Below are 25,254 nucleotides of genomic sequence, written 5' to 3' on the forward strand. Positions count from 1 at the left end.
TAACCTACGCTTTGTGTTCATCATCCTTCTTCGGCTTTATCTCAATCTCATCCTTGCCATCTGAAGCATTCTTGAAATTCTTGATACTCTTGCCAAAGGCAGCACCAATCTCAGGCAGGCGTCCTGCCCCAAATACCACCAGTACAATCACCAGAATAACAATCAGTTCCGGCATGCCAAATCCAAACATTACAGCCTCCTTACGAGCGTTGTGACGAGAGTATGGCAGGTGCTGCATGAAAAATCAATATTTGGTGTCTGCGTAATCCACCCAGCCGCCAGCCAGAACTAGGGCCTTGTCAAAGGGCGACAGTTCAAAACTAAAGCTTTTCTGCTTACCACCACCGGTCATAGTCAGGGTCTGAGCCTCAATGTCGATAGACATGGAAGCGTCAGCGTCCTGGGCATGTGAGAATATCAGATCAAGGTCTGCCTTTGGCAGCTCAATGGCAGCCATGCCGCAGTTAAACATGTTCTGGCGGAAGATCCGGGCAAATGACTCTGCCACAACCGCAGTGATGTTGTTGACTTCAAAGACCCATGGTGCATGCTCACGGGAAGAACCGCATCCGAAGTTTTCACGGGACACAACAACCCTGGCGTTCAGTGTTTTCTCGCCCTTTGGGTCAAATCCGTCCAGCTTCAGGTCTTCAAGCATGTACGGTTTCAGATCCTGTTTGGTGATCTCGGTCAGATACTTTGCCGGAATGATTTCGTCAGTATTGATATCGGCACGATCCAGAAACAGAACCGGCCCGCCAAAAGTTTTCATGGAAAGCTCCTTGTTAAGTGTGTGAACTACAGATACTTACGAGGGTCTGCAATCTTGCCCTCAATGGCGGTGGCAGCAGCCGTTGCCGGTGACATCAGGTGTACCATGCCGCCTTTACCCATCCGGCCGTTAAAGTTACGGTTGGTGGTAGAAGCGCAGACCTCGCCATCAGCCAGCACGCCGTTGCTCATCCCCAGGCAGGCGCCACAGGTGGAGTTGGTGACGCAGAAACCGGCATCCAGGAAGATATCGATCAAGCCTTCCTTCATGGCCTCACGGTAGATCTTGGGAGTGGCCGGGGAAAGGATGCCACGTACATTCTCGGCAAGTTTGTTGCCCTTCAGGATCTGGGCAGCAATCCGCAGGTCTTCCAAACGGCCATTGGTGCAGGAACCAAGGTAAACCTGATCAACCCGGTTGTCGCTGAATTCAGTTACCGCTTTAACCTGATCCGGCTTGAAGTTAAAGGTGGCAACCGGAACCAGAGCAGCAGCATCAATCTCAATGGTCTGCTCATAGGTGGCATCAGCATCTGAAGTCCACTGCTGATAATCAGCCAGTGCAGCCTCTTTGGAGGCAAACTCGTCCTGAATAAACGGCCAGAGGTACTCCACGGTGGTCATGTCAGGCATGCAGATACCGGAGGTGCCGCCTGCCTCAATGGCCATGTTGCAGAGGGTCATACGGGATTCCATGGTCATGGCATCAATGGTGGTGCCACGGAACTCAATCACCCGGTCAGTGGCGCCATTGACGCCGATCTTGCCGATAATGGTCAGGATTACATCCTTGGCATAGACGCCTTTGGGCAACTGTCCATTGACATTAACACGGATTGATTTTGGTTCGCGAAAGGCGCAGACACCCTTCAGGATGCCCACTTCCAGGTCCGTAGTGCCAACACCGGCGGCAAAGGCACCGAATGCACCGTGGGTGCAGGTGTGGGAGTCACCCATGATGACGGTGTTGCCGGGTCGGATAAAGCCTTTTTCCGGGAACAGGGCATGGCAGACGCCATTGGCGCCCACATCGAAAAAGTCCTTGATGTTTTGGCGACGGGCCCAGTCACGCAGGATCTTGGCCTGGGTGGCGGTCTTGGAATCTTTTGAGGGGGTAACGTGGTCAATAACAGCCTTGATTCGGGTTGGATCAAATACCCGGTCTTTACCTCTGGCAATCAGATCATCAATGGCTATCGGGGTGGTAATTTCGTGGCAGAGTACCACATCCAGCTTCAGTACCTTGGTACCGCTGAACGGCTCATCCACTAGGTGGGCGGCAAAAATCTTTTCTGCAGTGGTCTTACCCATTCTTCTGTCCTTCCTTTCCGATGTTTCAGGTTGGACAGATGTAGCAGAAAATGGCCGGCAAGTCTACTGCTTTGGTTTGATAACATCCTGTTTTCGTATCAATAAACCGGTTTTTGAAGAACTGTGCAATGGTAAATTGCCAGGAAGGTGCTATAAGAAAAGGTCAGGTAGAGAAATTAAGGATAGAAGATGGAGTGATAGCTATGGATCAAGAAGAATTGCAGGCTCTACTGCAGGCTATTGCGTCCGGTGCGACAACGCCGGAGCAGGGGCTGGAACAGTTACGCCACCTTCCGGTTGAAGATTACCGCAATGTGCGTCAAGGCCAGCCAGAGGTAATATTTGGGCAGGGTAAGACCGTTGAGCAGATTGCCATGATCATGGAATCGATCAGTAGCCGCGGCAGTAATCTGCTAGTGACCCGGCTGGATGAGACCCGGGCGGTTGAACTGTTGGCCGCCTTTCCCAAAGCCTTTTACCATGCCGATGCACGTTGTCTGACCCTTGAGATAACACCCCAGCAGGAACAGGGGCGGGGCACTATCCTGATTATCGCAGCTGGTACCTCTGACCTGCCGGTGGCCAGTGAGGCGCTGGTAACGGCGCGATTTATGGGTAATCGTGCAGAACTGCTCTGTAATGTTGAGGTTGCAGAGCTGCATCGGCTGTTGTCCCGCATAGAGCAGCTGCGTTCAGCAACGGTCTTGATCGTGGTGGCTGGTATGGAAGGGGCGCTTCCTTCGGTGGTGGGCGGTCTGGTTGATCGACCGGTGATTGCAGTGCCTACTTCGGTGGGATATGGTGCCTCGTTTGGCGGGATAGCGGCGTTGCTGGGAATGCTCAACTCCTGTGCCTGCGGAGTTACCGTGGTGAATATCGATAACGGCATTGGTGCTGCCTGCGCTGCCAGTTTGATGAACAGAGGATAGTATGCCAGACCATTGCATCAACTCTAACGCAGGTAGAATGGCCATGACCGCTGATCAGGAGCTGGCAGGGCTGTTTCTGGCCTCAGGGATGACCCTGGCCATGGCTGAATCCTGCACTGGTGGAATGATTGCAGCACGTGTGACAGATAGCGCAGGTTGCTCTGCCTGGTTCAGGGGCGGCGTTGTGGCCTACTCAAATGAGGTGAAGCAGCAGTTGCTGCAGGTCTCCGGCACGCTTCTGGAACAGTATGGTGCGGTGAGCGAAGCGGTTGCCCGGGCCATGGCTGAAGGCGCACGAAGGGTCATTGGCAGTGACCTGGCCCTGGCGGTAACCGGTATTGCCGGACCGGAGGGGGGGACCAGCGAAAAACCGGTCGGTACGGTCTATATCGCCCTTGCCGATCAGGATGGCTGCGAGGTTGTTCGGTGCCAGTTTAATGGCAATCGTGCTGCCGTGCGGCAACAGACGGTAGAAATGGGGCTTTTGATGCTTAAAAAGCGACTTATGGTGTCAGAAACGGCTTGAATAGGCCCAAATTAGCTTGCCGCTGGTTGTTTTGATGTGGTACGTTTCGCAACTCTTTCCAATTTTTCCCGTACCAAGGAGGTACTCCTGTGAGTGATAAGAATAAGGCCATAGAGTTGGCCCTTTCCCAGATTGAAAAACAGTTCGGTAAGGGTGCCATTATGCGTCTCGGTAATGATGAGGCGTTGCCCGGTGTTGAGTCAATTTCAACCGGCGCCATCTCTCTTGACCTGGCTCTGGGGGTTGGTGGAGTACCCCGTGGTCGGGTGATTGAGGTCTATGGCCCAGAATCCTCTGGCAAGACCACGCTGGCCCTGCATATTGTGGCAGAGGCGCAGAAAGTCGGTGGTATTGCTGCGTTTGTGGATGCAGAACATGCCCTGGATGTTGGCTATGCCCGGAAACTGGGGGTGCGGACCGATGATCTGCTGGTTTCGCAGCCTGATACCGGCGAGCAGGCCCTGGAGATTGCTGAAACATTGGTGCGTAGTGGTGCCATAGATATATTGGTAATCGATTCAGTGGCAGCTCTGGTGCCCAAGGCGGAGATAGAGGGTGAGATGGGGGATTCCCACGTTGGCCTGCAGGCCCGCCTGATGTCTCAGGCACTGCGTAAGCTGACCGGCATCATCTCAAAATCAAACTGCTGCGTGATTTTTATCAACCAGATCAGGATGAAGATCGGGGTGATGTTCGGCAATCCTGAGACCACCACCGGTGGTAACGCGCTGAAGTTCTACGCCTCGGTTCGTCTGGATATCCGTAAGATTGCTACCCTCAAGCAGGGGGATCAGGTGATCGGTTCCCGTACCAGGGTCAAGGTGGTTAAGAATAAGGTGGCACCACCCTTTAAAGAGGCTGAATTTGATATCCTCTATGGAGAAGGTATCTCCCGTACCGGCGATGTGCTGGATCTGGCGGTAGACCGCAATATTGTTGATAAAAGCGGTGCCTGGTTCTCCTACAACAAAGAGCGGATCGGCCAGGGGCGTGAGAATTCCCGCCAGTTCCTGAAAGAAAATCCTGCCATGCTGGCTGAGATTGAAGCAAAACTGATGGAGTTGATCAAGCCAGCACCCAAGGAAGAAAAAGCTGAATAAACCAAAGCAGGATTTCGGAGGTACCCCGTGGAGCTGAACGAAATTCTTACCATTGCTGTCAAGGCCCGTGGATCTGACGTTCATATCAAGACCGGTCTGCCACCTATTGTCCGGATTGACGGCAAACTGCACCCGATTCCCAATGCCCAACGGCTTGGGCCAGATGTGGTTGCCAGTATTGCCAATATGATGATGAATGACCGCCAGCGGAGGATCTTTGAGGAGAACTCCGAGGTGGATATGGCCTATGCGGTGCCAGGCCTGGGGCGTTTCCGGGTGGCCTGCTATCGCCAGCGGGGGACCATTGCCCTGGTCTTCCGGGCGATCTCAATGAAGATTCCGACCATGGAGGAGCTGAACCTGCCTCCGGTGTTGAAAAAACTCTGTGCAGAAGAGCGTGGCTTGATTCTGGTGACCGGCACCACCGGTTCCGGTAAGTCATCCACCCTGGCTGCTATGATCAATGAGATCAACAATAACCGGACCAGCAATATCATCACCATTGAGGACCCGGTGGAGTTTTTGCATCGTGATAACAAGTGTATCATCAGCCAGCGGGAGGTGGGTACTGATACCCCTACCTTCTCAAGCGCGCTGAAAGGTGCCCTGCGTCAGGACCCGGATGTTATCCTGGTGGGTGAGATGCGGGATTACGAGACTATTGAAACCGCCATGACCGCTGCCGAGACCGGCCACTTGGTTATGTCCACCCTGCATACCATGGATGCGCCGGAGACCATCAACCGGATTATCTCGGTTTTTCCTCCGTACCACCAACGGCAGGTGCGGATTCAGATGGCCAGTATCATCAAAGGGATTATCTCCCAGCGCCTAGTGCCCCGGGCTGATGGCAAGGGCAGGGTGCCTGCGGTTGAGGTACTGCTGGGTACGGCACGGGTCAAAGAGTGTATTGACGACAAGGACAAGACCAAGCAGATCAAGGATGCCATTGCCCAGGGCTTTGTCTCCTATGGTATGCAGACCTTTGATCAGTCTCTGATGAAGCTGTTTACCTCAAAACTGATTACCTATGAAGAGGCGTTGCGCCAGAGCTCCAACCCCGATGACTTTGCCCTTAAGGTGTCCGGTATTTCATCTACCTCTGATGCAACCTGGGATAACTTTGATAACAAAGAAGAAAAGGTTAATGAGGTGCTGAACGAGGATAAGATCAACGTTGACCGGTTCTAGTCAGCCTAGCGACTGCTATCTGGCAGCGCTCAGGCTGCTGACCGGACAGGATTATACCTGTGCCGCTTTGAGACGTAAGTTGCAGATGAAACGGTTTTCTGCTGAAGAAGCACAGCAGGCGGTTGAACGGCTGATTTCAGAAGGCTATCTGCAGGATCAGCGCTACGCTGAACGTTTTGTTGCCGCAGCTCGGAACAGTGGGCGGTATGTCGGCTACCGGTTGCGGCAGGAACTGCGTCGTCGGGGGGTTGATGCCGAGCTGGTTGAACAGGTGTTGCAGGATGCTCCTGATGACGGAGATGATCTTATGCGAGCCAGAGAGCTGATTGAACGTCGCTATGCCGGCTTCAATCCGCAGGTGGCAGATGATCGCCAGCGACGTCGGATCGCTGGTTTTCTGCAACGGAGGGGATTCCCTTCCAGGGTTGTAATGACGTTGCTCAACAGGGCATCGAGTAGTTTTGAATGAGTACGTTCTATAAAATTATCAGAGGTATAGTACATGACCGGTAATGAGATTCGCGCACGTTTTCTGAAGTATTTTGAGGATCGAGGACACGTTGTGGTGGGCAGCTCAGGGCTGATTCCCCAAAATGATCCGACCCTGATGTTTACCAATGCCGGTATGAACCAGTTTAAGGACTGCTTCCTGGGGATGGAGGACCGGGGCTACTACCGGGCCGCTTCTTCCCAGAAATGCGTTCGGGCCGGTGGCAAGCACAATGACCTGGAAAACGTGGGACGGACAGCGCGGCACCATACCTTTTTTGAGATGCTGGGTAACTTCTCCTTTGGTGATTATTTCAAGAAAGAGGCGATCGCCTTTGCCTGGGAGTTTCTGACCAAGGATCTGGGGCTGGATACCAGTCGTCTGTATGTAACGGTTTATACCGATGATGATGAAGCTGCCGACATTTGGCATCAGCAGGAAGGGGTACCTCGCGACCGGATCTACCGTTTTGGTGAAAAGGATAACTTCTGGTCCATGGGTGACACCGGCCCCTGCGGTCCTTGCACCGAGATCTTCTGGGACAACGGCCCGGAGGTGGGCTGTGGCTCACCGGACTGTGCCGTGGGCTGTGATTGCGACCGTTACATGGAGATCTGGAACAACGTCTTCATGCAGTTCAACCGCACTGCAGACGGTGTGTTGCATCCACTGCCCAAGCCGGCCGTGGATACCGGCATGGGACTGGAGCGGATCACCACCGTGATGCAGGGAGTTCGTTCCAACTATGATACTGATCTGCTGCAGGGGATCATCCGTCATATCGAGCGTCACAGCGGCAAAAAGTACGGTGATGACGAGAAGGACAGCGTCTCAATGCGGGTGATTGCTGACCACTGCCGGGCAGTGACCTTCCTGATCTGCGACGGTGCCCTGCCCAGCAACGAAGGCCGCGGCTACGTGCTGCGCCGGATCATGCGCCGGGCAGCCCGCCATGCCAAGATGCTGGGGGTGGCAGAGCCGCTGCTGTGCAAGATGGTGGATGCGGTGCGGGAGATGATGGGCAATGCCTATCCTGAGCTGGCAGAACGTGAGGCCTATATCCGTAAGGTGGTGCTGGCCGAGGAAGAACGTTTTAACGAGACCCTTGACCGTGGCCTGGCTATCCTGAATGAGGAGGTCGCCAGCCTGCGTGCCAGCGGCAGCTCGGTTATTCCGGGTGAGACCCTGTTCAAGCTGTATGATACCTTTGGTTTTCCGGTTGATCTGACAGAGGATATTGTGCGGGCCGAAGGGTTCAGTGTGGACGAACCGGGTTTTGAGGCCTGTATGGAGCATCAGCGGGAGCTGGGGCGTGAGCATTGGAAAGGTTCCGGGGCTGCCGGTATTGCCGATGTCTATAAGGAGCTGCACAACCATGGCCTGCGTACCAATTTTGTCGGCTACGGCAGCCTGACCGCCTTTTCACCGGTCACTGCACTGCTGCGCAATGGCAGCAAGGTGCAGTCAGCAACCGCCGGAGACAAGATTGATCTGATCTGTGAAACCAGCCCGTTTTACGGTGAGTCTGGTGGCCAGGCTGGCGATACTGGTCTGATCTCCTCCGGAAGTGCTTACCTTGAAGTGCTGGCAACCTCCCGGCCTTTCACTGATCTGGTGGTGCATCATGTCCTGGTTAAAGAGGGGGCTCTCAAGACCGGAGACGCCGTTAATCTGACCGTTGATAGCTCAGAGCGACGGGCAACCGCCCGTAACCATTCCGCAACCCACTTGCTGCAGGCTGCCCTGCGCAAGGTACTGGGCGAGCATATCAAGCAGGCTGGTTCGCTGGTTGAGCCTGATCGGCTCCGTTTTGACTTTACCCATTTTACCGGCATGACAAACGAAGATCAGCAACAGGTGGAGGATCTGGTCAATGGCTGGATCATGGAAAACGCCGAGCTGAACATACGTGAAATGGGGATGCAGGAAGCGGTGGAGAGCGGCGCCACAGCACTGTTTGATGAAAAGTACGGCAGCACCGTACGGGTGGTGCGGATCGGCGAGGTCAGTGCCGAGCTGTGTGGTGGTACCCATGTGCGGGCAGCCGGTGATATCGGTCTGTTCAAGATTCTGTCCGAAGGCGGGATTGCTGCCGGGGTGCGCCGGATTGAAGGCGCCACCGGATTTAATGCATTGCATTTTGTCCGCCGTCTTGAAGGTGAACGTCAGACAGTGGCTGAGCTGCTCAAGGCTGACAGCAGCAAGCTGGTTGACCGGGTTGAAAAACTGGTGGAACGTCAACGTGAACTGCAGCGGGAGGTTGAGGCGCTGCAGGGTAAGCTGAATGCAGCCCAGTCCGGCGATCTATTGAGTCAGGCGCAGGAGGTGGCCGGGGTGAAGCTGCTTGCGGTGCAGGTGCAGGTTGCGGATATCAAGGCGCTGCGAGATCTGGCTGACCAGTTACGTGACAAGCTTGGATCAGGTGTCGTTGCGCTGGGGGCAGAGCTGGATGGCAAGGCCAACCTGCTGGTCACGGTAACCAAGGATCTGACTGACCGTTTCAAGGCTGGTGAGCTGGTGGGTAAACTGGCGCCGATTGTTGGTGGTCGGGGTGGTGGCAAGCCTGAACTGGCTCAGGCCGGTGGCAGCCAGCCGGAGAAGTTGCCGGAAGCCCTTGCTGCCGTAGCAGAACTTATGGGGTAGCCGATGCCAAATCGCTCCGGGCAACAGCTTGTGATACTGGTGGTGGATGATGAACTGGTCATCCGCGACCTCTGTAGCAAGGGGCTGAGGAAGTATCGGATTCTGCAGGCAGGCTCGCTTCAAGAGGCACTGGACTGCTATACCAGTCAACCGGTTGATCTGGTTCTAACAGATATACAGATGCCCGGTGGCAGTGGAATTGACCTGCTGCGCAGGATTAAGCAGATTGATCCCAATGCCCTGGTTCTGGTTATGACCGGCTTTGGTGACAAAGAGACGGTGCTGGAGGCGTTGCGGGCTGATGCCGATGACTTTATCCAGAAGCCGGTTAATCTGCTGCACCTGCAGACAGCAATTGAAAAAGCCCTGAGTAGGCGAGCCTTAAAGGAAGAACTGGCTGCCATGCAGTATCTTGACAGCCTGAAAGGGGCATTTCTTTCGCTTGTTTCCCACAAGCTGAAGACACCCTTGACCTCCTTGTCACTGGGGCTTGAAGAGCTTGAACGGTATGCGTCTCGACTCCACCAGACAGAGGCCTGCCACCTGCGGCTGGCATCCATGCGGGAAGACCTGGGTGCGCTTTCTGGATTGATGACATCGCTGGTCCGTATGCATCAGGCCTTGGGAGCACCGGGTAGTGGTCAGGTCAGCTGCGACCTGTCTGAGGTGGTGAAAAGTACCGCAGAGTCAGTGGAACGGGCCTCTGCCAAGAGTGGCATTACTCTGACGCTTGATCTGGAAGCTGTCCCTGCAGTGCGTGGTAACCGTGACCGACTTATTTTTGCGCTGCAACAGATACTTGAAAATGCGTTTAAGTTTACCAGCGAGGGTGGCTCCGTGGCGATTGGCCTGGCGTCTGACGGTCAGCATGCCACGATCATTGTCAGAGACTCTGGTTGTGGTATTGCTGAAGATGAGCTGCCCAAGATCTTTGAACGGTTTTATCAGGTTGACCCGGATGCCACGGGCCAGATTCCTGGTTTTGGTCTGGGCCTGTTTTGTGCTCGGGAAATAATCAGGCAGCATGGTGGTTCGATAGCGCTGAGTAGTCAACCAGGTCAGGGAACAACGGTAACCATTAATCTCAGCTGTTTAGAGGAGTGATCAAACAGTGAAGCATCTGATAGAAAAAGCCAATAATCTGATGGAGGCATTGCCCTATATCAGGCGTTTTGCCGGTAAAACCTTTGTGATCAAGTATGGCGGCCATGCAATGTCAGATGAGCGGTTGAAGGAGTCCTTCGCCCTGGACGTGATCATGCTCAAGTCGCTGGGAATCAATGCTGTGATTGTGCATGGCGGTGGTCCCCAGATCAATGAAACCCTGAAGCGGTACGGGATCGTCTCTGAATTTGTACGTGGTATGCGGGTGACCGACAGCGAGACCATGTCGGTGGTTGAGATGGTGCTGGTGGGACAGGTCAACAAAGAGGTGGTTGGCTACCTGAACCTGCATGGTGGCAAGGCGGTTGGCCTGTGCGGTAAGGATGGCAGTCTGCTGTTGTCCAGAAAGCTGCTGCAGGAAGTAACCAGCGAGAACGGCACGGTTGAGCAGATAGATATCGGCTATGTGGGTGATGTGGTCAAGGTTAATACCGATCTGATCAAGGCACTTGAACAGGGCGGCTACCTGCCGGTGATTGCGCCGGTTGGTGTCGGGCTTGAGGGGGAAAGCTACAACATCAATGCCGATGTGGTGGCTGGACGGGTTGCTGCGGCCCTCAATGCGGAGAAGCTGATCCTGTTGACTGACACCCCTGGTGTGCTGGACAAGGATAAAAAACTGATCCAGAAGATCAGTGTTGCTCAGATGCATGGCCTGATTGAAGATGAATCAATCACCGGCGGTATGATACCGAAGGTGGTCTGTTGTGGCGAGGCACTGAACGATGGCGTGAAGAAGGCCCATATCATTGATGGCAGGATGGAGCATTCGGTTCTGCTTGAGATCTTCACGGACGTCGGTATCGGGACGGAGATAACCAAATAGGCGCGTATGAAAGGAGATCAGACGATGAAGAGACTTGCACTGGCTGTTGCTGTATTGGCTACTCTGTTGACCACCGCTGCTGCTGTTCAGGCCGCAGATCTCTGTGCCGGTAAAACCCCCGGGACGGTCACCTTTTTTGATCGTGAGATCGACCGGGATAAGCCGTTGCCTGCCCCGGTGACAGAGCTTGATTTCAGTAAAGAGATGTGGGCGCTGGTCTGCCTGACCGATCCGGTTGGTCCCCAGGCCGATGGTGGTAAAAAGTTCAGGGTGGTGCTGTATGTCAAGCAGACCAAGAGCTATGACGGCAAATATTCTTCCTATGCATCCAATGCCAAGCAGGAAGGGGTTTTTCGACCAGCCCTGTCCAAGCCTCGCAAGGATATCATCCTGTTCCTGAATGAGGACTTTAGCACCAATAAAGGACTCAGCTACAAGCTTGATCCCGGTGAGTATGACTTCCGTCTACAGGCAGCCACTGAAAAAGGTACCGGCAAGCTGGACCTGACCATCGACTGGAAAAATGATGTGGCCTATATTCAAGAGTTGCGTAAGGCGGGCTACGTGGCTGATGGCAGGATCAAGGTACTTAAGCAGAACTAAGGAAAACAGAAATGACAAATCAGCAATGGGTTGAACGCTCAGATAAAGTAATCATGAAGACCTACGGACGGTATCCGATTGTACCGGTCAGGGGCGAAGGATGCCGTCTCTGGGATGCCGATGGTAAAGAATATCTGGATTTTCTGGCCGGTGTGGCGGTTAACAATCTTGGCCACTGCCACCCCAAGGTGGTTAAGGCGATCCAGGAGCAGGCTGCAACCCTGATCCACTGCTCCAACTACTACCAGATCCCTCAGCAGATAGAGCTGGCAGAACTACTCTGCAGCCATAGCTTTGCAGATAAGGCATTTTTCTGTAACTCCGGTGCAGAGGCCAACGAGGCGGCCATTAAGCTGGCCCGTAAATACAGCCGCGAGAAGCACAATAACCCTGAACGGTATGGGATTATTACCGCTGCGGATTCGTTCCATGGTCGTACCATGGCCACGGTGTCAGCCACTGGTCAGGAGAAGGTGCAGCGCTTCTTTGATCCGCTGCTGCATGGCTTTGCCCATGTGCCGTTCAATGATCTGGCGGCCTTGGCGGCAGCTATCACCCCTCAGACCTGCGCGATCATGCTGGAACCGATCCAGGGAGAGGGTGGCATCAATATCCCTTCAGTTGAATATATGCAGGGGGTGCGTGAACTGTGTGACCGTCACCAACTGCTGCTGATTCTGGATGAGGTGCAGGTGGGAATGGGGCGGACCGGCAAGCTGTTTGCCCATGAGCATTTTGATATCACCCCGGACATTATGACCCTGGCCAAGGCGTTGGCCGGTGGTGCGCCGATCGGTACCATGCTGGCACGGGATGAGGTGGCTGCCTCCTTTACCCCCGGTACCCACGGTTCCACCTTTGGCGGCAATCCGTTGGTGACCGCCGCCGCAATCGCCGCAGTGCGGGCTATTCTGGAGGAGGGACTGCTGAACCGTGCAGAGGAGATGGGTGAGTACCTGCATGGTGAACTGGAAACCCTGGGGGCCAAGTATCCCTTTGTCAAAGAGGTGCGGGGCATCGGTCTGATGATCGGCATGTCGCTGACTATTCCCGGTGGTGATATTGTCAAGAAAGGCCACGAGCGGGGTGTGCTGCTGAATGTGACCCATGATACCGTGCTACGGTTTGTGCCTGCCCTAACGGTCAGCAAGCAGGACGTTAATCAGATGATTCAGATTCTGGATGGAATTTTCAAGGAGATACAGGCATGACGCGGCACTTTCTGGCATTACACGATTTTACAAAGCAAGAGCTTGATGCCATGCTGGCTCTGGCTGCAGAGCTGAAACAGAAGCAGAAAAGCGGCATTGAGCATCACCTGCTAAAGGGCAAGACCCTGGCCATGATCTTTGAAAAGGCCTCCACCCGTACCCGTATCTCCTTTGAGGTGGGTATCTATCAGTTGGGTGGTCACGGCCTGTTTATCTCATCTGCCAATTCCCAGATGGGGCGGGGCGAGCCGATCAAGGATTCAGCCCGGGTCATGGCACGCTATTGTGATGGTGTGATGATCCGTACCTTTGGTCAGGAGATCGTGGACGAGTTTGCCCGTTACTCCGATGTGCCGGTGATTAACGGCCTGACCGACCTGTTTCACCCCTGCCAGATCATGGCAGACCTGCAGACCGTGATCGAGCATAAAGGTGGGTATCAAGGTCTTAAGTTTGCCTGGGTGGGGGATGGTAATAACATGGCCAACACCTGGATCGAGGCTGCCGCTATCTTCGGTTTTGATCTGGCTTTGGCCTGTCCTCAAGGCTATGAGCCGGACCGCCATGTCTGGGACTGGGCGCAGAAGCAGGGCACTGCCACGATCACCATCACCGAAGACCCTGAAGAAGCGGTGCGTGATGCCGATGTGATCAATACCGATGTCTGGGCCAGCATGGGGCAGGAATCAGAACAGAAACAGCGGGAATTTGCATTTCAAGGCTACTGTGTCAATGATGAACTGCTGGCGGCTGCCAAGCCAGACAGCATTGTGCTGCACTGCCTGCCTGCTCACCGTGGCGAGGAGATCAGCGACAGCGTGATTGAAGGGAAACAGTCCGTGGTTTGGGATGAAGCGGAAAATCGGTTGCATATTCAAAAGGCCATTATGGCCACTCTGATGAAATAACAGAAATTTTTAAGGAGACACGCAATGGCAAAAAAACAAGATGTTAAGAAGATCGTCCTGGCTTACTCCGGCGGGCTGGATACCTCCATTATCCTGAAGTGGCTGAAGAATGAGTACGACGCAGAGATCGTGACATTCTCTGCAGATCTTGGGCAGGGTGATGAGCTGGAGCCGGTGCGTGAAAAGGCGCTCAAGACCGGCGCAAGTACCGTCTATATTGATGATCTGAAGGAAGAATTTGTTCGTGACTTCGTCTATCCGATGTTCCGGGCTAATGCTATTTATGAAGGCCATTACCTGCTGGGAACCTCCATTGCCCGTCCGCTGATCGCCAAGCGTCAGATGGAGATCGCCAAGATTGAAGGCTGTGATGCGGTCTCCCACGGTGCCACTGGTAAGGGTAATGATCAGGTCCGTTTTGAACTGGCCTATTACCATTTCGACCCCTCCATTACCGTCATCGCTCCCTGGCGGGATTGGAAGCTGAACAGCCGTAAGGCGCTGATCGCCTATGCCAAGAAGAACGATATTCCAATTCCGATCACCAAGAAGCGTCCCTGGTCTTCAGACCGTAACCTGCTGCATATCTCCTTTGAAGGTGGCATCTTGGAGGATACCTGGGCTGAGGCACCGGAAGAGATGTATGTGCTGACCTGCAAGCCGGAAAAGGCTCCCAACAAGGCGCAGTATGTTGAGATTGAGTTTGAACAGGGTAATGCCGTGGCGGTTGATGGTGTGCGGATGACACCGGCCCAGTTGCTGGCGCACCTGAACACCATTGGCGGCCTGCATGGGGTAGGGCGGGTTGACCTGCTGGAAAACCGTTCAGTCGGCATGAAGTCCCGTGGTGTCTATGAGACTCCCGGCGGCACCATCCTGCGCGAAGCACACTCTGCTGTTGAGCAGATCACCATGGATCGTGAAGTAATGCGGATTCGTGACTCGCTGATTCCAGAATATGCCCGTCAGGTCTATGCCGGTTACTGGTTCTCCCCAGAGCGTGAAATGCTGCAGACCCTGATCGATGAATCACAGAAGACTGTTAACGGCGTAGCACGGGTCAAGCTGTACAAGGGACATTGCCGCACCGTTGGCCGCAAGTCCGAGACAAACTCGCTGTTCAACCTGGATTTTGCCACCTTTGAGAAGGACAAGGTTTATAATCAGGCAGATGCAGAGGGCTTTATCAAGATCAACTCCCTGCGCTTGCGGATCCGCTCCCTGATGCAGGGCAAGAAGTAGGTTTGTGACCAAACCGCGCTACAGGAAGGAACATATCGTCACTTCTGTGGTGGCGGTGATTATTGATGAACAGGAACGGGTGCTCCTCACCAGGAGGAGCATCCCGCCCTTTAAAAATATGTGGGTCATGCCAGGCGGTAAGATTGATCTGGGGGAGCCGATAGCAACGGCACTCAGGCGGGAAGTGGATGAAGAGGTCGGGTTAGAGGTTGAGGTGGGCAGCCTGATTGATGTCTTTGAACACCTTACCCCCGGTGAAGAAAACTGCCACTACGTTATCCTGTTTTACCGTTGCAGACCGGTTCATTATGATCTGGCCCACAATCCGGATGAGGTTGCCGAGGCAAGCTGGGTGCCAAGGCATGAACTTGCAGCCTACCTGATGCCTGACGGAACCCGTACCATCCTTGGGAAAATTTTCCCTGAGCTTGTCACAGTCGACCCGGAGTCGCGCTGATGCCAAAGATCATTGATACCAAGGTTAATCTTGCCTTTCCATTGGGGCATCATCTGCACTGCCTGATTGCTCAGCTACCCAACCACCTGCATAAAACCTCTGGCTTTCATCCGGTAGAAGAACAACAGCAGTGGCAGGCGATCAATTCAGTCCTTGAGCTGGTGGCAGCAGGTGAAGGGAATCTTAAAAAGCTTCATTTTTTGCTGTTTCCTGAATCCAGTCTGCCGGTAAGCTGTCTTGATCAGCTGCTTGCAACCGTTGATCAGGGTTTCAGGCCCAATACGGTTACCATGATCGGCGTCGAGCATGTCAGCCTGCGGGAGTATCGTCGCTATCTTGAACGTTTCAAGGCTGATAATCAGGCGGCGATAGAGCTGGTTGATCAGGATATTGACTCGGGCGATGTGCTGGATATGCCGGTTAACTGGTGTCTGGTTCTGGTTAAGGAGGCAGACAGCAGGCTGCGGGTCTTTCTGGAGGCAAAGAGTCATCCCTTCCATGGTGAAGAGTTTATTGACAAGTACCATGATCTCTACCGGGGACGGCATTTTTACCTGTTACGCAGCAGAGCTTCTTGCTTTAATTTTATGGCGATTATCTGTCTTGATTATCTCTACCGTGACCTGTACAGCTCCAATATCAAGCAGATCATTGACCATGCAAATCAGCTCTATTTCAGTACCCGTCAGGGGCTTGATGCCCTGTTTGTGATCCAGTGCAATCCCAAGCCGGAGCATCAGGCCTACCGTGATGTGGTCAGCGGTTTCTACGGAGAATATCTGGAGGACACCCCTGGTGTGCGGGAGACGGTAACGGTTTTTGGCAACGCCTCTGATGAGACCCTGCTGGAAGGGGTGCCGCTGTCAACCGGATTCGGACAATCCTCTGTGGTGATCAATCGCCATCACCGTCTGGAACAGGTGGTGTCAGAAGAGTTTGTTGCCGATGATTTTGCTGGCGCGCCGGTTTGCCGTTTACGGTTTGGTCGTGGCACACGCCTGCTCTATTTTAATCTGCCCTTGCACCATGAAATAGATCCGCGCAGTTCCAGGGTGCCGCTCAAGGTACATGCCATTCTGCAGCGATCTGCTGAAGAAGGATGGGAAAAGGTGCAGTCAGCTACCTTCGTTGGTGGCATCTAACACGTAATCAAGGAGATTTTTGTATGTCGCAGGACAAATTATGGGGTGGGCGCTTTACCCAGCCGACTGATAAGTTTGTGGAAGAGTTCACCGCCTCAATTGATTTTGACAAGCGGCTGTATCATCAGGATATTCGTGGTTCGGTTGCCCATGCACGGATGCTGGGACGGCAGGGGATCATACCTCAGGATGATGTTGATAAAATTGTCCACGGTCTGGTAAATATCCTGCAGCAGATCGAGGCAGGCGAATTTGATTTTTCCATCGGTCTTGAAGATATCCATATGAACATTGAGGCTCGCCTGTCCCAAAAGATTGGTGAGGCAGGCAAGCGGCTGCATACCGGACGTTCCCGAAATGATCAGGTGGCACTGGATATCCGGCTCTACCTGCGGGATGAGATTGTTGAGGTCGTGGCCTATCTTGAGATGCTGATTGATTCATTGCTGGAGCAGGCTGAAAAGAATATTGAGGTGGTGATGCCCGGCTTCACCCACCTGCAATCGGCTCAGCCGATCCTGTTTTCTCACCACATGCTGGCCTATGTCGAGATGTTTAAACGTGACAAAGGCAGGATGGAGGATTGCTTTAAACGGGTGAACGTGCTGCCTCTGGGGGCTGGTGCGCTGGCCGGTACAACCTTCCCGATAGACCGTGAATATGTGGCTGAGCAGCTTGACTTTCCTACGGTGACCCGCAATTCGCTGGATTCGGTTTCTGATCGTGATTTTGCCATTGAGTTTATCTCTGCCTCCTCAATTCTGATGATGCACCTTTCCCGTATGTCAGAAGAGTTGATCATCTGGTCCACCAGTGCCTTCCGTTTTGTGGATCTGTCCGACGGCTTCTGTACCGGCTCCTCGATCATGCCCCAGAAAAAGAACCCGGATGTGCCTGAGCTGGTGCGTGGCAAGACCGGGCGCGTCTATGGAAATCTGATGGCTTTGTTGACAGTGATGAAGGCATTGCCCTTGGCCTATAACAAAGACATGCAGGAGGACAAGGAACCGCTCTTTGATACGATTGACACCGTCAAGGGCTCTCTCAAGATCTTTGCCGACATGATCCGCGAGATGCGGGTTAATGCCGGTTCCATGGGGCGTGCAGCAGGCCAGGGATTCTCGACTGCAACTGATGTGGCTGATTATCTGGTACGCAAGGGATTGCCGTTCCGTGATGCCCACGAGGCGGTCGGTAAAGCGGTGGCTTACTGTGTTGAAAACGAGATGGAGCTGGAAGAACTTTCTTTGGCTGAATGGCAGCTGTTTTCGCCGCACTTCAGTGATGACATCTTCGCAGCCATTACGGTTCAGGCAAGTGTCAATGCCCGTAATGTGATTGGTGGTACTGCTCGCAGCCGTGTTGAAGATGAGATCCGGCGCTGTCGGGAAGGGAAGTAGCATGCAGGTTAAACAGGTCGCCCTCATGGCTGCATCAGCCGCCATGCTTATGACAGGCTGCGGTAAAAAAGGGCCGTTAATCTATCCTGATATGCTGATAGCCCAGCCGCCGCAGCAGTTGAAGGTTGAGCAACGTGGTTCTGCGTTGCGCCTTTCTTTTGATCTGCCGGATAAGGATCGTTCAGGCCGCAAGCTTCAAGATCTTGAGGCGATTCTGATTGGACGGCGCGTATATCAGGAAAATGACTGCGTCAGTTGCCAGGATCAGTATCAGGCGCTACAGAAGGTTGATCCTGCTTTCCCTGCGCCAGCACAACGTCAGGGTAACCGGCTTGTTGTCGTTGACACTGATGTTCGCAATGGTGAACGGTATCAGTATCGTCTGCAGACGGTGCAAAAGGGGGGCATTACCGGCGGTGCCACGACAACCGCTATGGTAAAGCTTCTGGCGGCTCCCAACTCGCCGGAGTTAAAGGTACGCTCTGCCTTTGGCGGATTCATTGCCCTTGATCTTACTAGCGTTGCTCAGCAAGACGCACCATTGGTTGGCTACACCATTTACCGTGGGGAGGGGGCTGGAGCACTTGTTCCGGTGACCACCTTGACAGGAGGATCTACCCATTACGAAGATCAGGCTGTGCAGCGTGGTGTGACCTACCGTTATGCTGCCAGCGTTGTGGTAAAGCGCGCTGATGGAATGCTGGCTGAAAGTGAGCCCTCTGCTGCTGTTGCCATCAGTGTTGCGGACGACCCAAGCTAGTTTTTAAGAAATAAAGCTTTCTAAACAAGAAAAGGCGGCCGAATCACTCGGTCGCCTTTTCTTGTGTTGTGCAAGGAAAAAGAGGTTGCCCAAATTACTTGGCAACGGTCTCCAGAGCCTTGATCATAACATCCTTGTAGGGGTTAGCGAACAGGATGATCAGACAAACAACCAGAACGTAGATTGCCAGGGACTCGATCATGGCGAGACCGATCATCATGGTGGTCAGGATCTTGCCGGAAGCGCCGGGGTTGCGGGAAACGCCTTCAACAGCACTCTTAACAGCCATACCTTGGCCGATACCGGTACCGAAAGCGCCAATAGCCATACCAAAACCTGCAGCCAGCATACACATTGTGAAAAAGTTCATCTGTACTACCTCCGTGTGGTGTGTGCTCCTAAACAGTATAGGAGAAAAATGGATAATCGATAATTAGTGCGCTTCTTCCAGTGATCCCTGAATATAGATCATGGCCAGCAACATAAAGACGAATGCCTGAATAAAAGAAACCAGTACACCCATCAGCATCATTGGCAGAGGTACCAGGAACGGTGCCAGAGCAAAGAAGATCATCAGAACCAGCTCGTGGCCGTTCATGTTGCCGAAAAGACGTAGAGTAAGGGATACAGGACGTGAAAGGTGTCCGATCAGTTCAATGAAGAACATCAGCGGTGCCAGCCACCAGATCGGTCCCAGGAAGTGCTTCAGGTAGTGGAAACCATGGTGCTTGATGCCGATCACGTGGGTGGCTACAAATACAACAATCGCGCAGGCCGCAGTGGTGTTGATATTGGCGGTCGGCGGATAGAAACCGGGGATCAGGCCCACCAGGTTGGACACCAGGATGAAAATAGCCAGTGTGGCAATTAACGGAAAGAAGGGACGACCATGCTCACCCATGGTCTCAACGATCATGTTTTCAATGCCATCGACCACAACTTCCATAAAGTTTTGTGTGCCGCTTGGTATGGTTTTCAGCGCACTGGTTGCAATCAGTGACAGCACCAACAGCAGTGCTATGACCGTCCAGGTATAGACAACTGCGTTAGCTGAAGCGTCAGAAATATGCAGCAGGTGCTGCAGTTTTGAACTAAGGAACTGGAGAAACAACAACGGGTGGACCATGGGTCAATCTCCTTTATAAAACGCTGAATACAGAGTTAACGCTATTATGACTGCCACAATGACCGAGAGACCAACGAGCAGGGCAATAATGGAAAAACGCCCGGAGGTCAGAACAGCATAGAGTATGACAGCAGTTATACTCAATCGAAGCAGGTAACGGACTGCTGCAGAACCTGCAGATGGTGCGATCTGATGATCTAGCAGCTGGCGCAATGTCCTGCGCTGCCAGACAAAGTTAATGATGGCGATGCTGCCGCCAGCAAGAATTCCAAGTCCAACCGGGGCGGTATAAAAAAGAAAACCGGTTGCTGTTGCAATGGCAAGCAGCACGACGCTAGATTGCAAAATAAGCGCAGGCAGCCTTGCCTCGTTAATCGTTGTCACGGTTCAGATTTTTTATCTCGCGCCGTGTGATGATATACACATTCTTAAACCCGGCAGCGATACCAATCATGAGGAAAATCCAGAAAAACCAAGGAGCCGTACCCAGCCAACGATCGATTGTCAGGCCAAACCAGACACCGATTGCGATGGCAAGTACAACTGAAATACCCATGCTTGAAACGGTGCCAATGTTGCGGAAAATGTCACGAAGTTCGCCCATTTCCGCCTCCGGTCAGCAGGGATTGTATACAAAACCTGTTTCTCATAGCACAGTGACGCTTGCAGTGTCAATTGTTTCGTGAATCATGCAATGAGTTTAAAGCACTTACGGGCTGCGGCAATAGTTGTCTCAATCTCCTGCTGCGTGTGTGCAGCTGACATAAAGGCTGTTTCAAATTGGGAGGGGGCCAGATAGATCCCTTCCTCAAGCATGGCTAGGAAATAGCGGGCAAAGGTCTTGGTGTCGCAGGCAGCTGCAGTGGTCCAATCAAAGACTTCGTGGGGGGTGAAGAAGGCGCAGAACATGCTGCCGACCCTGGTGGAATATAGTGGGTATCCCGCTTCTTTGGCCGCTTGGGCGATCCCTTCTGCAAGCAGGCGGCTCTTCTCCTCCAGTTGCTGGTAAAAACCAGGCTGTTGTAACATCTTGAGGGTTTCGATGCCAGCGGTCATGGCCAATGGGTTGCCTGACAGTGTGCCGGCCTGGTAGACGCCGCCTGAGGGGGAGAGCTTTTCCATAATCTCGCGCTTGCCGCCAAAGGCGCCAACCGGCAGGCCGCCACCGATGATCTTGCCCAGGGTGGTCATGTCCGGGGTAACGCCGTAGAGCGTTTGTGCTCCACCGTATGCAACGCGAAAACCGCACATAACCTCATCAAAAATCAGTATAATGCCTTCGTTGGTGCAGAGTTCTCGTAGGCCTTCAAGGAAGCCGGGCCGGGGTGGCACGGTGCCCATGTTGCCTGCAACCGGTTCAATAATGATGCAGGCGATCTGATCCTTGTTCTCGGCAATGAGTCTACTGACTGATTCCAGAGAGTTGTATTCTGCTGTCAGGGTGTGCTTGGCAAAATCTGCAGGAACGCCGGGAGAGTCAGGTACCCCAAAGGTGGCGGCGCCAGAGCCTGCTTTAACCAGCAGTGCATCTGCGTGGCCGTGGTAGCAACCGGAAAACTTTAAGATCTTGTCGCGACCGGTATAGCCGCGGGCCAGGCGGATGGCGCTCATGGTTGCCTCGGTGCCAGAGCTGACCATGCGCACCATTTCTATGGAAGGCACGGCATCTATCACCATTTGGGCCAGGGTAATTTCTAGCTCAGTTGGGGCACCGAAGCTTGAGCCGTTTTCCATACATGTCTTGACTGCGTTGACAACGGCAGGGTAACAGTGGCCGAGAATCATGGGGCCCCATGAGCCGACATAATCGATATAGCTGTTATCGTCTTCATCAACTATCCGGCTTCCCAAAGCCTTTTTGATGAACAGTGGGTCGGCGCCAACTGATTTAAAGGCCCTGACCGGACTGTTAACGCCACCGGGAATAATCTGACGTGCTTGCGTAAATAATGTGTGAGAGCGTGTGTGGATCATAGAAATGTGTGCCTCCAATTTGTGAACGTAGGACAGTTGCGCTTTTGTACCTGTTGCTAGGTTCGTTTGTCAATTCAGTTCGTTTGCGGTAGAAAAACTTGCCTGAATTATACCTAAAAAGTCTTCTATGTCCTGTAAACATAAGCGAAATAAATATCTTACGATGTTAAGAATGATTTAATGCAGGCTAAAAAAAAAGGGAAAAAGTGCTTGACAATCGGCACCCAAATGCAATAGGTTTGCTGCGTTTTGTATACAGTATACGTGTAAAGTCTTGAAAGAAACTGCTTGGGGAGGAAATAGAGAATGCTTGGTACCTATCTACCCATTATGCTGCTGATCCTTGTTTCATTGGCCTTTGGCCTTGGTTCGGTGGTGTTTTCTTCGTTGATTGGCCAGAAGAAGTTTTCAAAGGTCAAGATGGCACCGTACGAGTGTGGTTGTGAGCCGATCGGCACAGCGCGCGAGCGGTTCCCAATCAAGTTTTATCTGATCGCGATGTTGTTTATTCTGTTTGATATTGAAGCTGTCTTTCTTTATCCCTGGGCAATTCTGTATAAGAAGCTTGGTGTGTTCGGGTTGGTAGAGATGGGGCTCTTTGTTGTGATCCTGTTTGTTGGTTATATCTATGTCTGGAAAAAAGGAGCACTGGAATGGGAGTAAATCAGCCCCTCGGTGGTAACGTAACCGTTACGTCACTTGATAAGCTGGTCAACTGGGTCAGGAAGTCCTCCATCTGGCCGATGACCTTCGGTCTGGCCTGCTGTGCCATTGAGATGATGGCAACTGGTGCGTCGCACAACGACCTTGACCGCTTTGGTATCATTTTCCGTGCTTCGCCACGTCAGGCAGACTGTATTATTATCGCTGGTACGGTAACCAAGAAGATGTTGCCGGTAATTCAGACGGTTTATGAGCAGATGCCTGAGCCTAAGTGGGTAATTGCCATGGGTGCCTGTGCCTGTTCTGGCGGAATTTTTGATACCTACAGTGTTGTGCAGGGTATCGATGAGGCACTGCCGGTCGATGTCTATATTCCGGGTTGTCCTCCACGCCCAGAAGCTCTGTTGTATGGTCTGATGAAGCTGCAAGACAAGATCATGCAGGAGAGTAACTCGTTTGGTTCCGTATTCGGCCTGGGTGAGCGGGTATCCACGGTCTGATTTTCTAGGTTGCTACGAATTCACTATTACTGAAAAGGTTTCGACGCTATGGCAGACACAAATCGCGCCGTTGAAAAACTGCAAGGGAAGTTCGAGGCCTCCATTCTGGAGGTGACGCAGGATCGTGGTGACTGGATCGTTACAGTCAAGAAAGAGGATATCGTTGCTGTACTCACGTTTCTGAAGCAAGAGTGCAAGTTCGATATGCTGACTGATGTAACAGCCATTGACTATCTTGGTAAGGCTGCTGACCGTTTTATGATGGTCTATCAGTTGACATCGGTGTCGTTCAAAGACCGTTTGAGGGTCAAGGCCCCGGTCTCTGAGGCAAACTGTGTGATTGGCAGTGCTACGCAGGTGTACGGGTCCGCTGGCTGGCTTGAGCGCGAAGTTTTTGACCTGTTTGGTATTCGCTTTGATAAACACCCGGATCTGCGTCGTATCCTGATGACGCCTGACTGGGAAGGGCATCCGCTCCGCAAGGACTACCCGTTGCAGGGGCCTGGTCGTGAGCCGTACAAGGGACGTCTTTCTTAATTAGAACTACTACGCACTTAACGAGCAGACGAGGCTATACATGGCTAACAATGAAATCATGACCATTAACATGGGGCCGCAACACCCCAGTACCCACGGCGTTCTGCGCATGGTGATCGAGCTGGATGGCGAGACCATTCTTAAGATTGATCCAGATATCGGCTACCTGCATCGCGGCGTTGAAAAGTTGTCTGAACATCGTACCTACCACCAGACCCTGCCGTTAACTGACCGTCTGGATTATCTGGCTCCGATGAGTAATAACCTGGGCTACATTCTGGCTGTTGAAAAACTGCTGGGTATCGATGTTCCTGAGCGGGCACAGACAATCAGAATTATTATGACTGAGTTGACCCGCCTGCAGTCACACTTGGTATGGCTTGCCTGTCACGCACTTGATATTGGTGCTATGACTGTCTTTATCTATGCCTTCCGCGAGCGTGAAGCCATCATGGAGACCTATGAGTTAATCTCTGGTGCCCGGATGACCTCTAACTTCTTCCGTGCTGGCGGCCTTTCACAGGATGTGCCTGCTGAATTTGAGAAGAAAGTACGTGACTTCATAGCTGAAATGCCTGGATTCATTGATACCTATGAAGGCCTGTTGACCGGTAACCCGATCTGGCGCAAGCGTACCATTGGCAACGGCATCATCTCGGCTGAAGATGCAACTGATATTGGTATCACGGGACCAGCTCTGCGTGGTTCAGGTGTTAATTTTGACCTGCGCCGTGATATTCCTTATGCAGGTTATGAGAACTACACCTTTGAAGTGCCGGTTGGAACTGAGTGCGACACCTTTGATCGTTACAAATGTCGTCTGATTGAGATGCGTGAATCTTGCAAGATTGTTACCCAGGCGATGGAGCGACTCAAGCCCGGTCCGGTACTGGCTGATGCACCTCAAGTTTGCTATCCCGCAAAAGATTCTGTCTATAACAGTATTGAAGGCCTGATTCACCACTTCAAAATTGCCAGTGAGGGCTACCCGGTTCCTGAGGGTGAAGTCTACATGGGAATTGAAGCGCCTAAAGGTGAGCTTGGGTTCTATCTGGTAAGTGACGGTAGTAGTAAGCCTTATCGTATGAGGGTTCGTCCGCCATCATTTGTCAACCTGCAGGCCATTGAGAAGATGGCAAAGGGTGCCATGCTGGCAGACCTTGTTGCGATTATCGGTACATTGGACATCGTGTTGGGTGAGATTGACCGCTAAACTGAGACCGAAAAGGGAGGCCGCAGATGAGTGAAGCGGTTGCAACTACAGAAACTACCGAAGTGGAAGAGCCGGTTATTGATCTGGCCCTTGCAGAAGAGGTAATTCAAAAATACAAGGATATCCCGGGCAACCTGATGCCGGTTCTGCAGGGAATCCAGGATGCCTACGGGTATGTGCCACGGATCACCGTTGATTATGTGGCCGAGCGTCTGAATGTCTATCCCAGTCAGATTTATGGTGTGTTGACCTTCTATGCTCAGTTCCATCTCAAGCCACGCGGTAAGTTTATTATCCGGGTCTGCATGGGAACAGCCTGTCACGTTCTGGGGGCTGAGCGGATCAAAGAATCGTTTTATGATCGAATCGGTATTGGTCACGCAGAAACAACTCCGGACCGTCGCTTTACCTTTGAGTTGGTGGCATGTCTTGGGGCCTGTGGTATGGCGCCACTTTCCATGGTCAACGATGAGACCTACGGCAAGATGACAGTTCAAAAGGTAGATGAGATCATCAAGGAATATTCTTCGCTCCCGATCTAGGTTCGGGACGTTCGTCAGGGGATAG

The 25,254-nt window shown here is 52.9% G+C and carries 29 protein-coding genes; 21 read left to right on the forward strand and 8 right to left on the reverse strand.

From position 1 onward, the window contains the following. Window positions 1-4: 4 nt before the first annotated feature. From B5D39_RS05480 to B5D39_RS05490, 3 genes are read right to left on the reverse strand one after another with little or no spacing between them, the layout of a single operon-like run. The gene (locus tag B5D39_RS05480) at window positions 5-190 is read right to left on the reverse strand and encodes a twin-arginine translocase TatA/TatE family subunit (protein WP_078789393.1); all 186 of its coding nucleotides are present in this window, start codon (window positions 188-190) and stop codon (window positions 5-7) included. A 54-nt stretch (window positions 191-244) separates the two neighbouring features. Then, window positions 245-772 (reverse strand): 3-isopropylmalate dehydratase small subunit, encoded by a 528-nt coding sequence (locus B5D39_RS05485; protein ID WP_078789394.1) that lies wholly within the window; start codon window positions 770-772, stop codon window positions 245-247. Window positions 773-798: 26 nt separating this feature from the next. After that, a complete protein-coding gene (locus tag B5D39_RS05490; RefSeq protein WP_078789395.1) occupies window positions 799-2,082 on the reverse strand; it encodes a 3-isopropylmalate dehydratase large subunit in 1,284 nt (427 codons plus the stop codon). Between the two features lie 203 nt (window positions 2,083-2,285). Between B5D39_RS05490 and larB the strand changes: the two genes are divergently transcribed. The 16 genes from larB (at window position 2,286) to B5D39_RS05570 (ending at window position 18,674) form a co-directional block, all read left to right on the forward strand. Next, window positions 2,286-3,011: a nickel pincer cofactor biosynthesis protein LarB gene (larB, locus tag B5D39_RS05495; RefSeq protein ID WP_078789396.1), complete on the forward strand. Its 726-nt coding sequence runs from the start codon at window positions 2,286-2,288 to the stop codon at window positions 3,009-3,011. A gap of 43 nt (window positions 3,012-3,054) precedes the next feature. Beyond that, complete coding sequence (locus tag B5D39_RS05500; RefSeq protein WP_078789397.1) at window positions 3,055-3,537, forward strand: CinA family protein; 483 nt, start codon at window positions 3,055-3,057, stop codon at window positions 3,535-3,537. 89 nt (window positions 3,538-3,626) lie between these two features. Continuing rightward, complete coding sequence (recA, locus tag B5D39_RS05505) at window positions 3,627-4,637, forward strand: recombinase RecA (RefSeq protein WP_078789398.1); 1,011 nt, start codon at window positions 3,627-3,629, stop codon at window positions 4,635-4,637. Between the two features lie 27 nt (window positions 4,638-4,664). Then, a complete protein-coding gene (locus B5D39_RS05510; RefSeq protein ID WP_078789399.1) occupies window positions 4,665-5,828 on the forward strand; it encodes a type IV pilus twitching motility protein PilT in 1,164 nt (387 codons plus the stop codon). After that, the gene (locus B5D39_RS05515) at window positions 5,815-6,297 is read left to right on the forward strand and encodes a regulatory protein RecX (RefSeq protein ID WP_078789400.1); all 483 of its coding nucleotides are present in this window, start codon (window positions 5,815-5,817) and stop codon (window positions 6,295-6,297) included. The genes B5D39_RS05510 and B5D39_RS05515 overlap by 14 nt, the downstream gene beginning before the upstream one ends. Before the next feature lie 33 nt (window positions 6,298-6,330). Then, a complete protein-coding gene (gene alaS / locus B5D39_RS05520) occupies window positions 6,331-8,961 on the forward strand; it encodes an alanine--tRNA ligase (protein ID WP_078789401.1) in 2,631 nt (876 codons plus the stop codon). A gap of 3 nt (window positions 8,962-8,964) precedes the next feature. After that, a complete protein-coding gene (locus B5D39_RS05525; RefSeq protein ID WP_078789402.1) occupies window positions 8,965-10,065 on the forward strand; it encodes a sensor histidine kinase in 1,101 nt (366 codons plus the stop codon). 7 nt (window positions 10,066-10,072) lie between these two features. Then, window positions 10,073-10,951 carry an acetylglutamate kinase gene (gene argB / locus B5D39_RS05530; protein ID WP_078789403.1) on the forward strand — a complete coding sequence of 293 codons (879 nt, stop codon included), beginning with the start codon at window positions 10,073-10,075 and terminating at the stop codon, window positions 10,949-10,951. 24 nt (window positions 10,952-10,975) lie between these two features. Beyond that, window positions 10,976-11,554 (forward strand): hypothetical protein, encoded by a 579-nt coding sequence (locus B5D39_RS05535; protein WP_078789404.1) that lies wholly within the window; start codon window positions 10,976-10,978, stop codon window positions 11,552-11,554. A gap of 11 nt (window positions 11,555-11,565) precedes the next feature. After that, window positions 11,566-12,765 carry an acetylornithine transaminase gene (locus B5D39_RS05540; RefSeq protein ID WP_078789405.1) on the forward strand — a complete coding sequence of 400 codons (1,200 nt, stop codon included), beginning with the start codon at window positions 11,566-11,568 and terminating at the stop codon, window positions 12,763-12,765. Next, the gene (gene argF, locus B5D39_RS05545) at window positions 12,762-13,673 is read left to right on the forward strand and encodes an ornithine carbamoyltransferase (RefSeq protein WP_078789406.1); all 912 of its coding nucleotides are present in this window, start codon (window positions 12,762-12,764) and stop codon (window positions 13,671-13,673) included. The genes B5D39_RS05540 and argF overlap by 4 nt, the downstream gene beginning before the upstream one ends. A gap of 24 nt (window positions 13,674-13,697) precedes the next feature. Next, window positions 13,698-14,915 (forward strand): argininosuccinate synthase, encoded by a 1,218-nt coding sequence (locus tag B5D39_RS05550; RefSeq protein WP_078789407.1) that lies wholly within the window; start codon window positions 13,698-13,700, stop codon window positions 14,913-14,915. A gap of 4 nt (window positions 14,916-14,919) precedes the next feature. Beyond that, window positions 14,920-15,372 (forward strand): NUDIX domain-containing protein, encoded by a 453-nt coding sequence (locus B5D39_RS05555; RefSeq protein ID WP_078789408.1) that lies wholly within the window; start codon window positions 14,920-14,922, stop codon window positions 15,370-15,372. Continuing rightward, the gene (locus B5D39_RS05560) at window positions 15,372-16,514 is read left to right on the forward strand and encodes a hypothetical protein (protein WP_078789409.1); all 1,143 of its coding nucleotides are present in this window, start codon (window positions 15,372-15,374) and stop codon (window positions 16,512-16,514) included. The genes B5D39_RS05555 and B5D39_RS05560 overlap by 1 nt, the downstream gene beginning before the upstream one ends. Window positions 16,515-16,537: 23 nt before the next feature. Next, on the forward strand, window positions 16,538-17,914 hold the full coding sequence (argH, locus tag B5D39_RS05565) for an argininosuccinate lyase (protein ID WP_078789410.1): 1,377 nt from the start codon (window positions 16,538-16,540) through the stop codon (window positions 17,912-17,914). Window position 17,915: 1 nt separating this feature from the next. After that, the gene (locus tag B5D39_RS05570) at window positions 17,916-18,674 is read left to right on the forward strand and encodes a fibronectin type III domain-containing protein (protein WP_078789411.1); all 759 of its coding nucleotides are present in this window, start codon (window positions 17,916-17,918) and stop codon (window positions 18,672-18,674) included. Between the two features lie 94 nt (window positions 18,675-18,768). On the opposite strand, the gene atpE is transcribed toward B5D39_RS05570, so the two are convergent. The 5 genes from atpE to hemL form a co-directional block, all read right to left on the reverse strand. After that, a complete protein-coding gene (gene atpE, locus B5D39_RS05575) occupies window positions 18,769-19,044 on the reverse strand; it encodes an ATP synthase F0 subunit C (RefSeq protein WP_078789412.1) in 276 nt (91 codons plus the stop codon). Window positions 19,045-19,107: 63 nt separating this feature from the next. Continuing rightward, complete coding sequence (gene atpB / locus B5D39_RS05580) at window positions 19,108-19,800, reverse strand: F0F1 ATP synthase subunit A (protein WP_078789413.1); 693 nt, start codon at window positions 19,798-19,800, stop codon at window positions 19,108-19,110. Between the two features lie 3 nt (window positions 19,801-19,803). Then, on the reverse strand, window positions 19,804-20,184 hold the full coding sequence (locus B5D39_RS05585; RefSeq protein WP_078789414.1) for an ATP synthase subunit I: 381 nt from the start codon (window positions 20,182-20,184) through the stop codon (window positions 19,804-19,806). After that, the gene (locus B5D39_RS05590; protein ID WP_078789415.1) at window positions 20,171-20,404 is read right to left on the reverse strand and encodes an AtpZ/AtpI family protein; all 234 of its coding nucleotides are present in this window, start codon (window positions 20,402-20,404) and stop codon (window positions 20,171-20,173) included. Before B5D39_RS05590 ends, B5D39_RS05585 begins: the two co-directional genes overlap by 14 nt. Window positions 20,405-20,487: 83 nt before the next feature. Next, on the reverse strand, window positions 20,488-21,774 hold the full coding sequence (hemL, locus tag B5D39_RS05595) for a glutamate-1-semialdehyde 2,1-aminomutase (RefSeq protein ID WP_078789416.1): 1,287 nt from the start codon (window positions 21,772-21,774) through the stop codon (window positions 20,488-20,490). A 306-nt stretch (window positions 21,775-22,080) separates the two neighbouring features. Between hemL and B5D39_RS05600 the strand changes: the two genes are divergently transcribed. Genes B5D39_RS05600 through B5D39_RS05620 form a run of 5 tightly spaced genes read left to right on the forward strand, consistent with a single transcriptional unit; the run spans window position 22,081 to window position 25,229 of the window. Beyond that, window positions 22,081-22,437 (forward strand): NADH-quinone oxidoreductase subunit A, encoded by a 357-nt coding sequence (locus tag B5D39_RS05600; RefSeq protein ID WP_078789417.1) that lies wholly within the window; start codon window positions 22,081-22,083, stop codon window positions 22,435-22,437. Next, on the forward strand, window positions 22,428-22,937 hold the full coding sequence (locus tag B5D39_RS05605; protein ID WP_012471167.1) for an NADH-quinone oxidoreductase subunit B: 510 nt from the start codon (window positions 22,428-22,430) through the stop codon (window positions 22,935-22,937). Before B5D39_RS05600 ends, B5D39_RS05605 begins: the two co-directional genes overlap by 10 nt. 48 nt (window positions 22,938-22,985) lie before the next feature. Beyond that, the gene (locus tag B5D39_RS05610) at window positions 22,986-23,474 is read left to right on the forward strand and encodes an NADH-quinone oxidoreductase subunit C (RefSeq protein ID WP_078789418.1); all 489 of its coding nucleotides are present in this window, start codon (window positions 22,986-22,988) and stop codon (window positions 23,472-23,474) included. A 40-nt stretch (window positions 23,475-23,514) separates the two neighbouring features. Then, window positions 23,515-24,687, forward strand: coding sequence for an NADH dehydrogenase (quinone) subunit D (gene nuoD, locus B5D39_RS05615; protein ID WP_078789419.1), 1,173 nt, complete (start codon window positions 23,515-23,517; stop codon window positions 24,685-24,687). A 26-nt stretch (window positions 24,688-24,713) separates the two neighbouring features. Beyond that, on the forward strand, window positions 24,714-25,229 hold the full coding sequence (locus B5D39_RS05620; protein WP_078789420.1) for an NADH-quinone oxidoreductase subunit NuoE family protein: 516 nt from the start codon (window positions 24,714-24,716) through the stop codon (window positions 25,227-25,229). Window positions 25,230-25,254 lie beyond the last annotated feature (25 nt).

Source organism: Trichlorobacter thiogenes, from assembly GCF_900167465.1.
GTDB lineage: Bacteria > Desulfobacterota > Desulfuromonadia > Geobacterales > Pseudopelobacteraceae > Trichlorobacter > Trichlorobacter thiogenes.

Bases quoted from the DNA above. Each gene is read 5' to 3' on its own strand.
- B5D39_RS05480 (WP_078789393.1), bottom strand. From the start codon at position 190: ATGTTTGGATTTGGCATGCCGGAACTGATTGTTATTCTGGTGATTGTA.
- B5D39_RS05485 (WP_078789394.1), bottom strand. From the start codon at position 772: ATGAAAACTTTTGGCGGGCCGGTTCTGTTTCTGGATCGTGCCGATATC.
- B5D39_RS05490 (WP_078789395.1), bottom strand. From the start codon at position 2,082: ATGGGTAAGACCACTGCAGAAAAGATTTTTGCCGCCCACCTAGTGGAT.
- larB (WP_078789396.1), top strand. From the start codon at position 2,286: ATGGATCAAGAAGAATTGCAGGCTCTACTGCAGGCTATTGCGTCCGGT.
- B5D39_RS05500 (WP_078789397.1), top strand. From the start codon at position 3,055: ATGACCGCTGATCAGGAGCTGGCAGGGCTGTTTCTGGCCTCAGGGATG.
- alaS (WP_078789401.1), top strand. From the start codon at position 6,331: ATGACCGGTAATGAGATTCGCGCACGTTTTCTGAAGTATTTTGAGGAT.
- B5D39_RS05525 (WP_078789402.1), top strand. From the start codon at position 8,965: ATGCCAAATCGCTCCGGGCAACAGCTTGTGATACTGGTGGTGGATGAT.
- B5D39_RS05535 (WP_078789404.1), top strand. From the start codon at position 10,976: ATGAAGAGACTTGCACTGGCTGTTGCTGTATTGGCTACTCTGTTGACC.
- B5D39_RS05540 (WP_078789405.1), top strand. From the start codon at position 11,566: ATGACAAATCAGCAATGGGTTGAACGCTCAGATAAAGTAATCATGAAG.
- argF (WP_078789406.1), top strand. From the start codon at position 12,762: ATGACGCGGCACTTTCTGGCATTACACGATTTTACAAAGCAAGAGCTT.
- B5D39_RS05550 (WP_078789407.1), top strand. From the start codon at position 13,698: ATGGCAAAAAAACAAGATGTTAAGAAGATCGTCCTGGCTTACTCCGGC.
- B5D39_RS05560 (WP_078789409.1), top strand. From the start codon at position 15,372: ATGCCAAAGATCATTGATACCAAGGTTAATCTTGCCTTTCCATTGGGG.
- argH (WP_078789410.1), top strand. From the start codon at position 16,538: ATGTCGCAGGACAAATTATGGGGTGGGCGCTTTACCCAGCCGACTGAT.
- B5D39_RS05570 (WP_078789411.1), top strand. From the start codon at position 17,916: ATGCAGGTTAAACAGGTCGCCCTCATGGCTGCATCAGCCGCCATGCTT.
- atpE (WP_078789412.1), bottom strand. From the start codon at position 19,044: ATGAACTTTTTCACAATGTGTATGCTGGCTGCAGGTTTTGGTATGGCT.
- atpB (WP_078789413.1), bottom strand. From the start codon at position 19,800: ATGGTCCACCCGTTGTTGTTTCTCCAGTTCCTTAGTTCAAAACTGCAG.
- B5D39_RS05590 (WP_078789415.1), bottom strand. From the start codon at position 20,404: ATGGGCGAACTTCGTGACATTTTCCGCAACATTGGCACCGTTTCAAGC.
- hemL (WP_078789416.1), bottom strand. From the start codon at position 21,774: ATGATCCACACACGCTCTCACACATTATTTACGCAAGCACGTCAGATT.
- B5D39_RS05600 (WP_078789417.1), top strand. From the start codon at position 22,081: ATGCTTGGTACCTATCTACCCATTATGCTGCTGATCCTTGTTTCATTG.
- B5D39_RS05605 (WP_012471167.1), top strand. From the start codon at position 22,428: ATGGGAGTAAATCAGCCCCTCGGTGGTAACGTAACCGTTACGTCACTT.
- B5D39_RS05610 (WP_078789418.1), top strand. From the start codon at position 22,986: ATGGCAGACACAAATCGCGCCGTTGAAAAACTGCAAGGGAAGTTCGAG.
- nuoD (WP_078789419.1), top strand. From the start codon at position 23,515: ATGGCTAACAATGAAATCATGACCATTAACATGGGGCCGCAACACCCC.
- B5D39_RS05620 (WP_078789420.1), top strand. From the start codon at position 24,714: ATGAGTGAAGCGGTTGCAACTACAGAAACTACCGAAGTGGAAGAGCCG.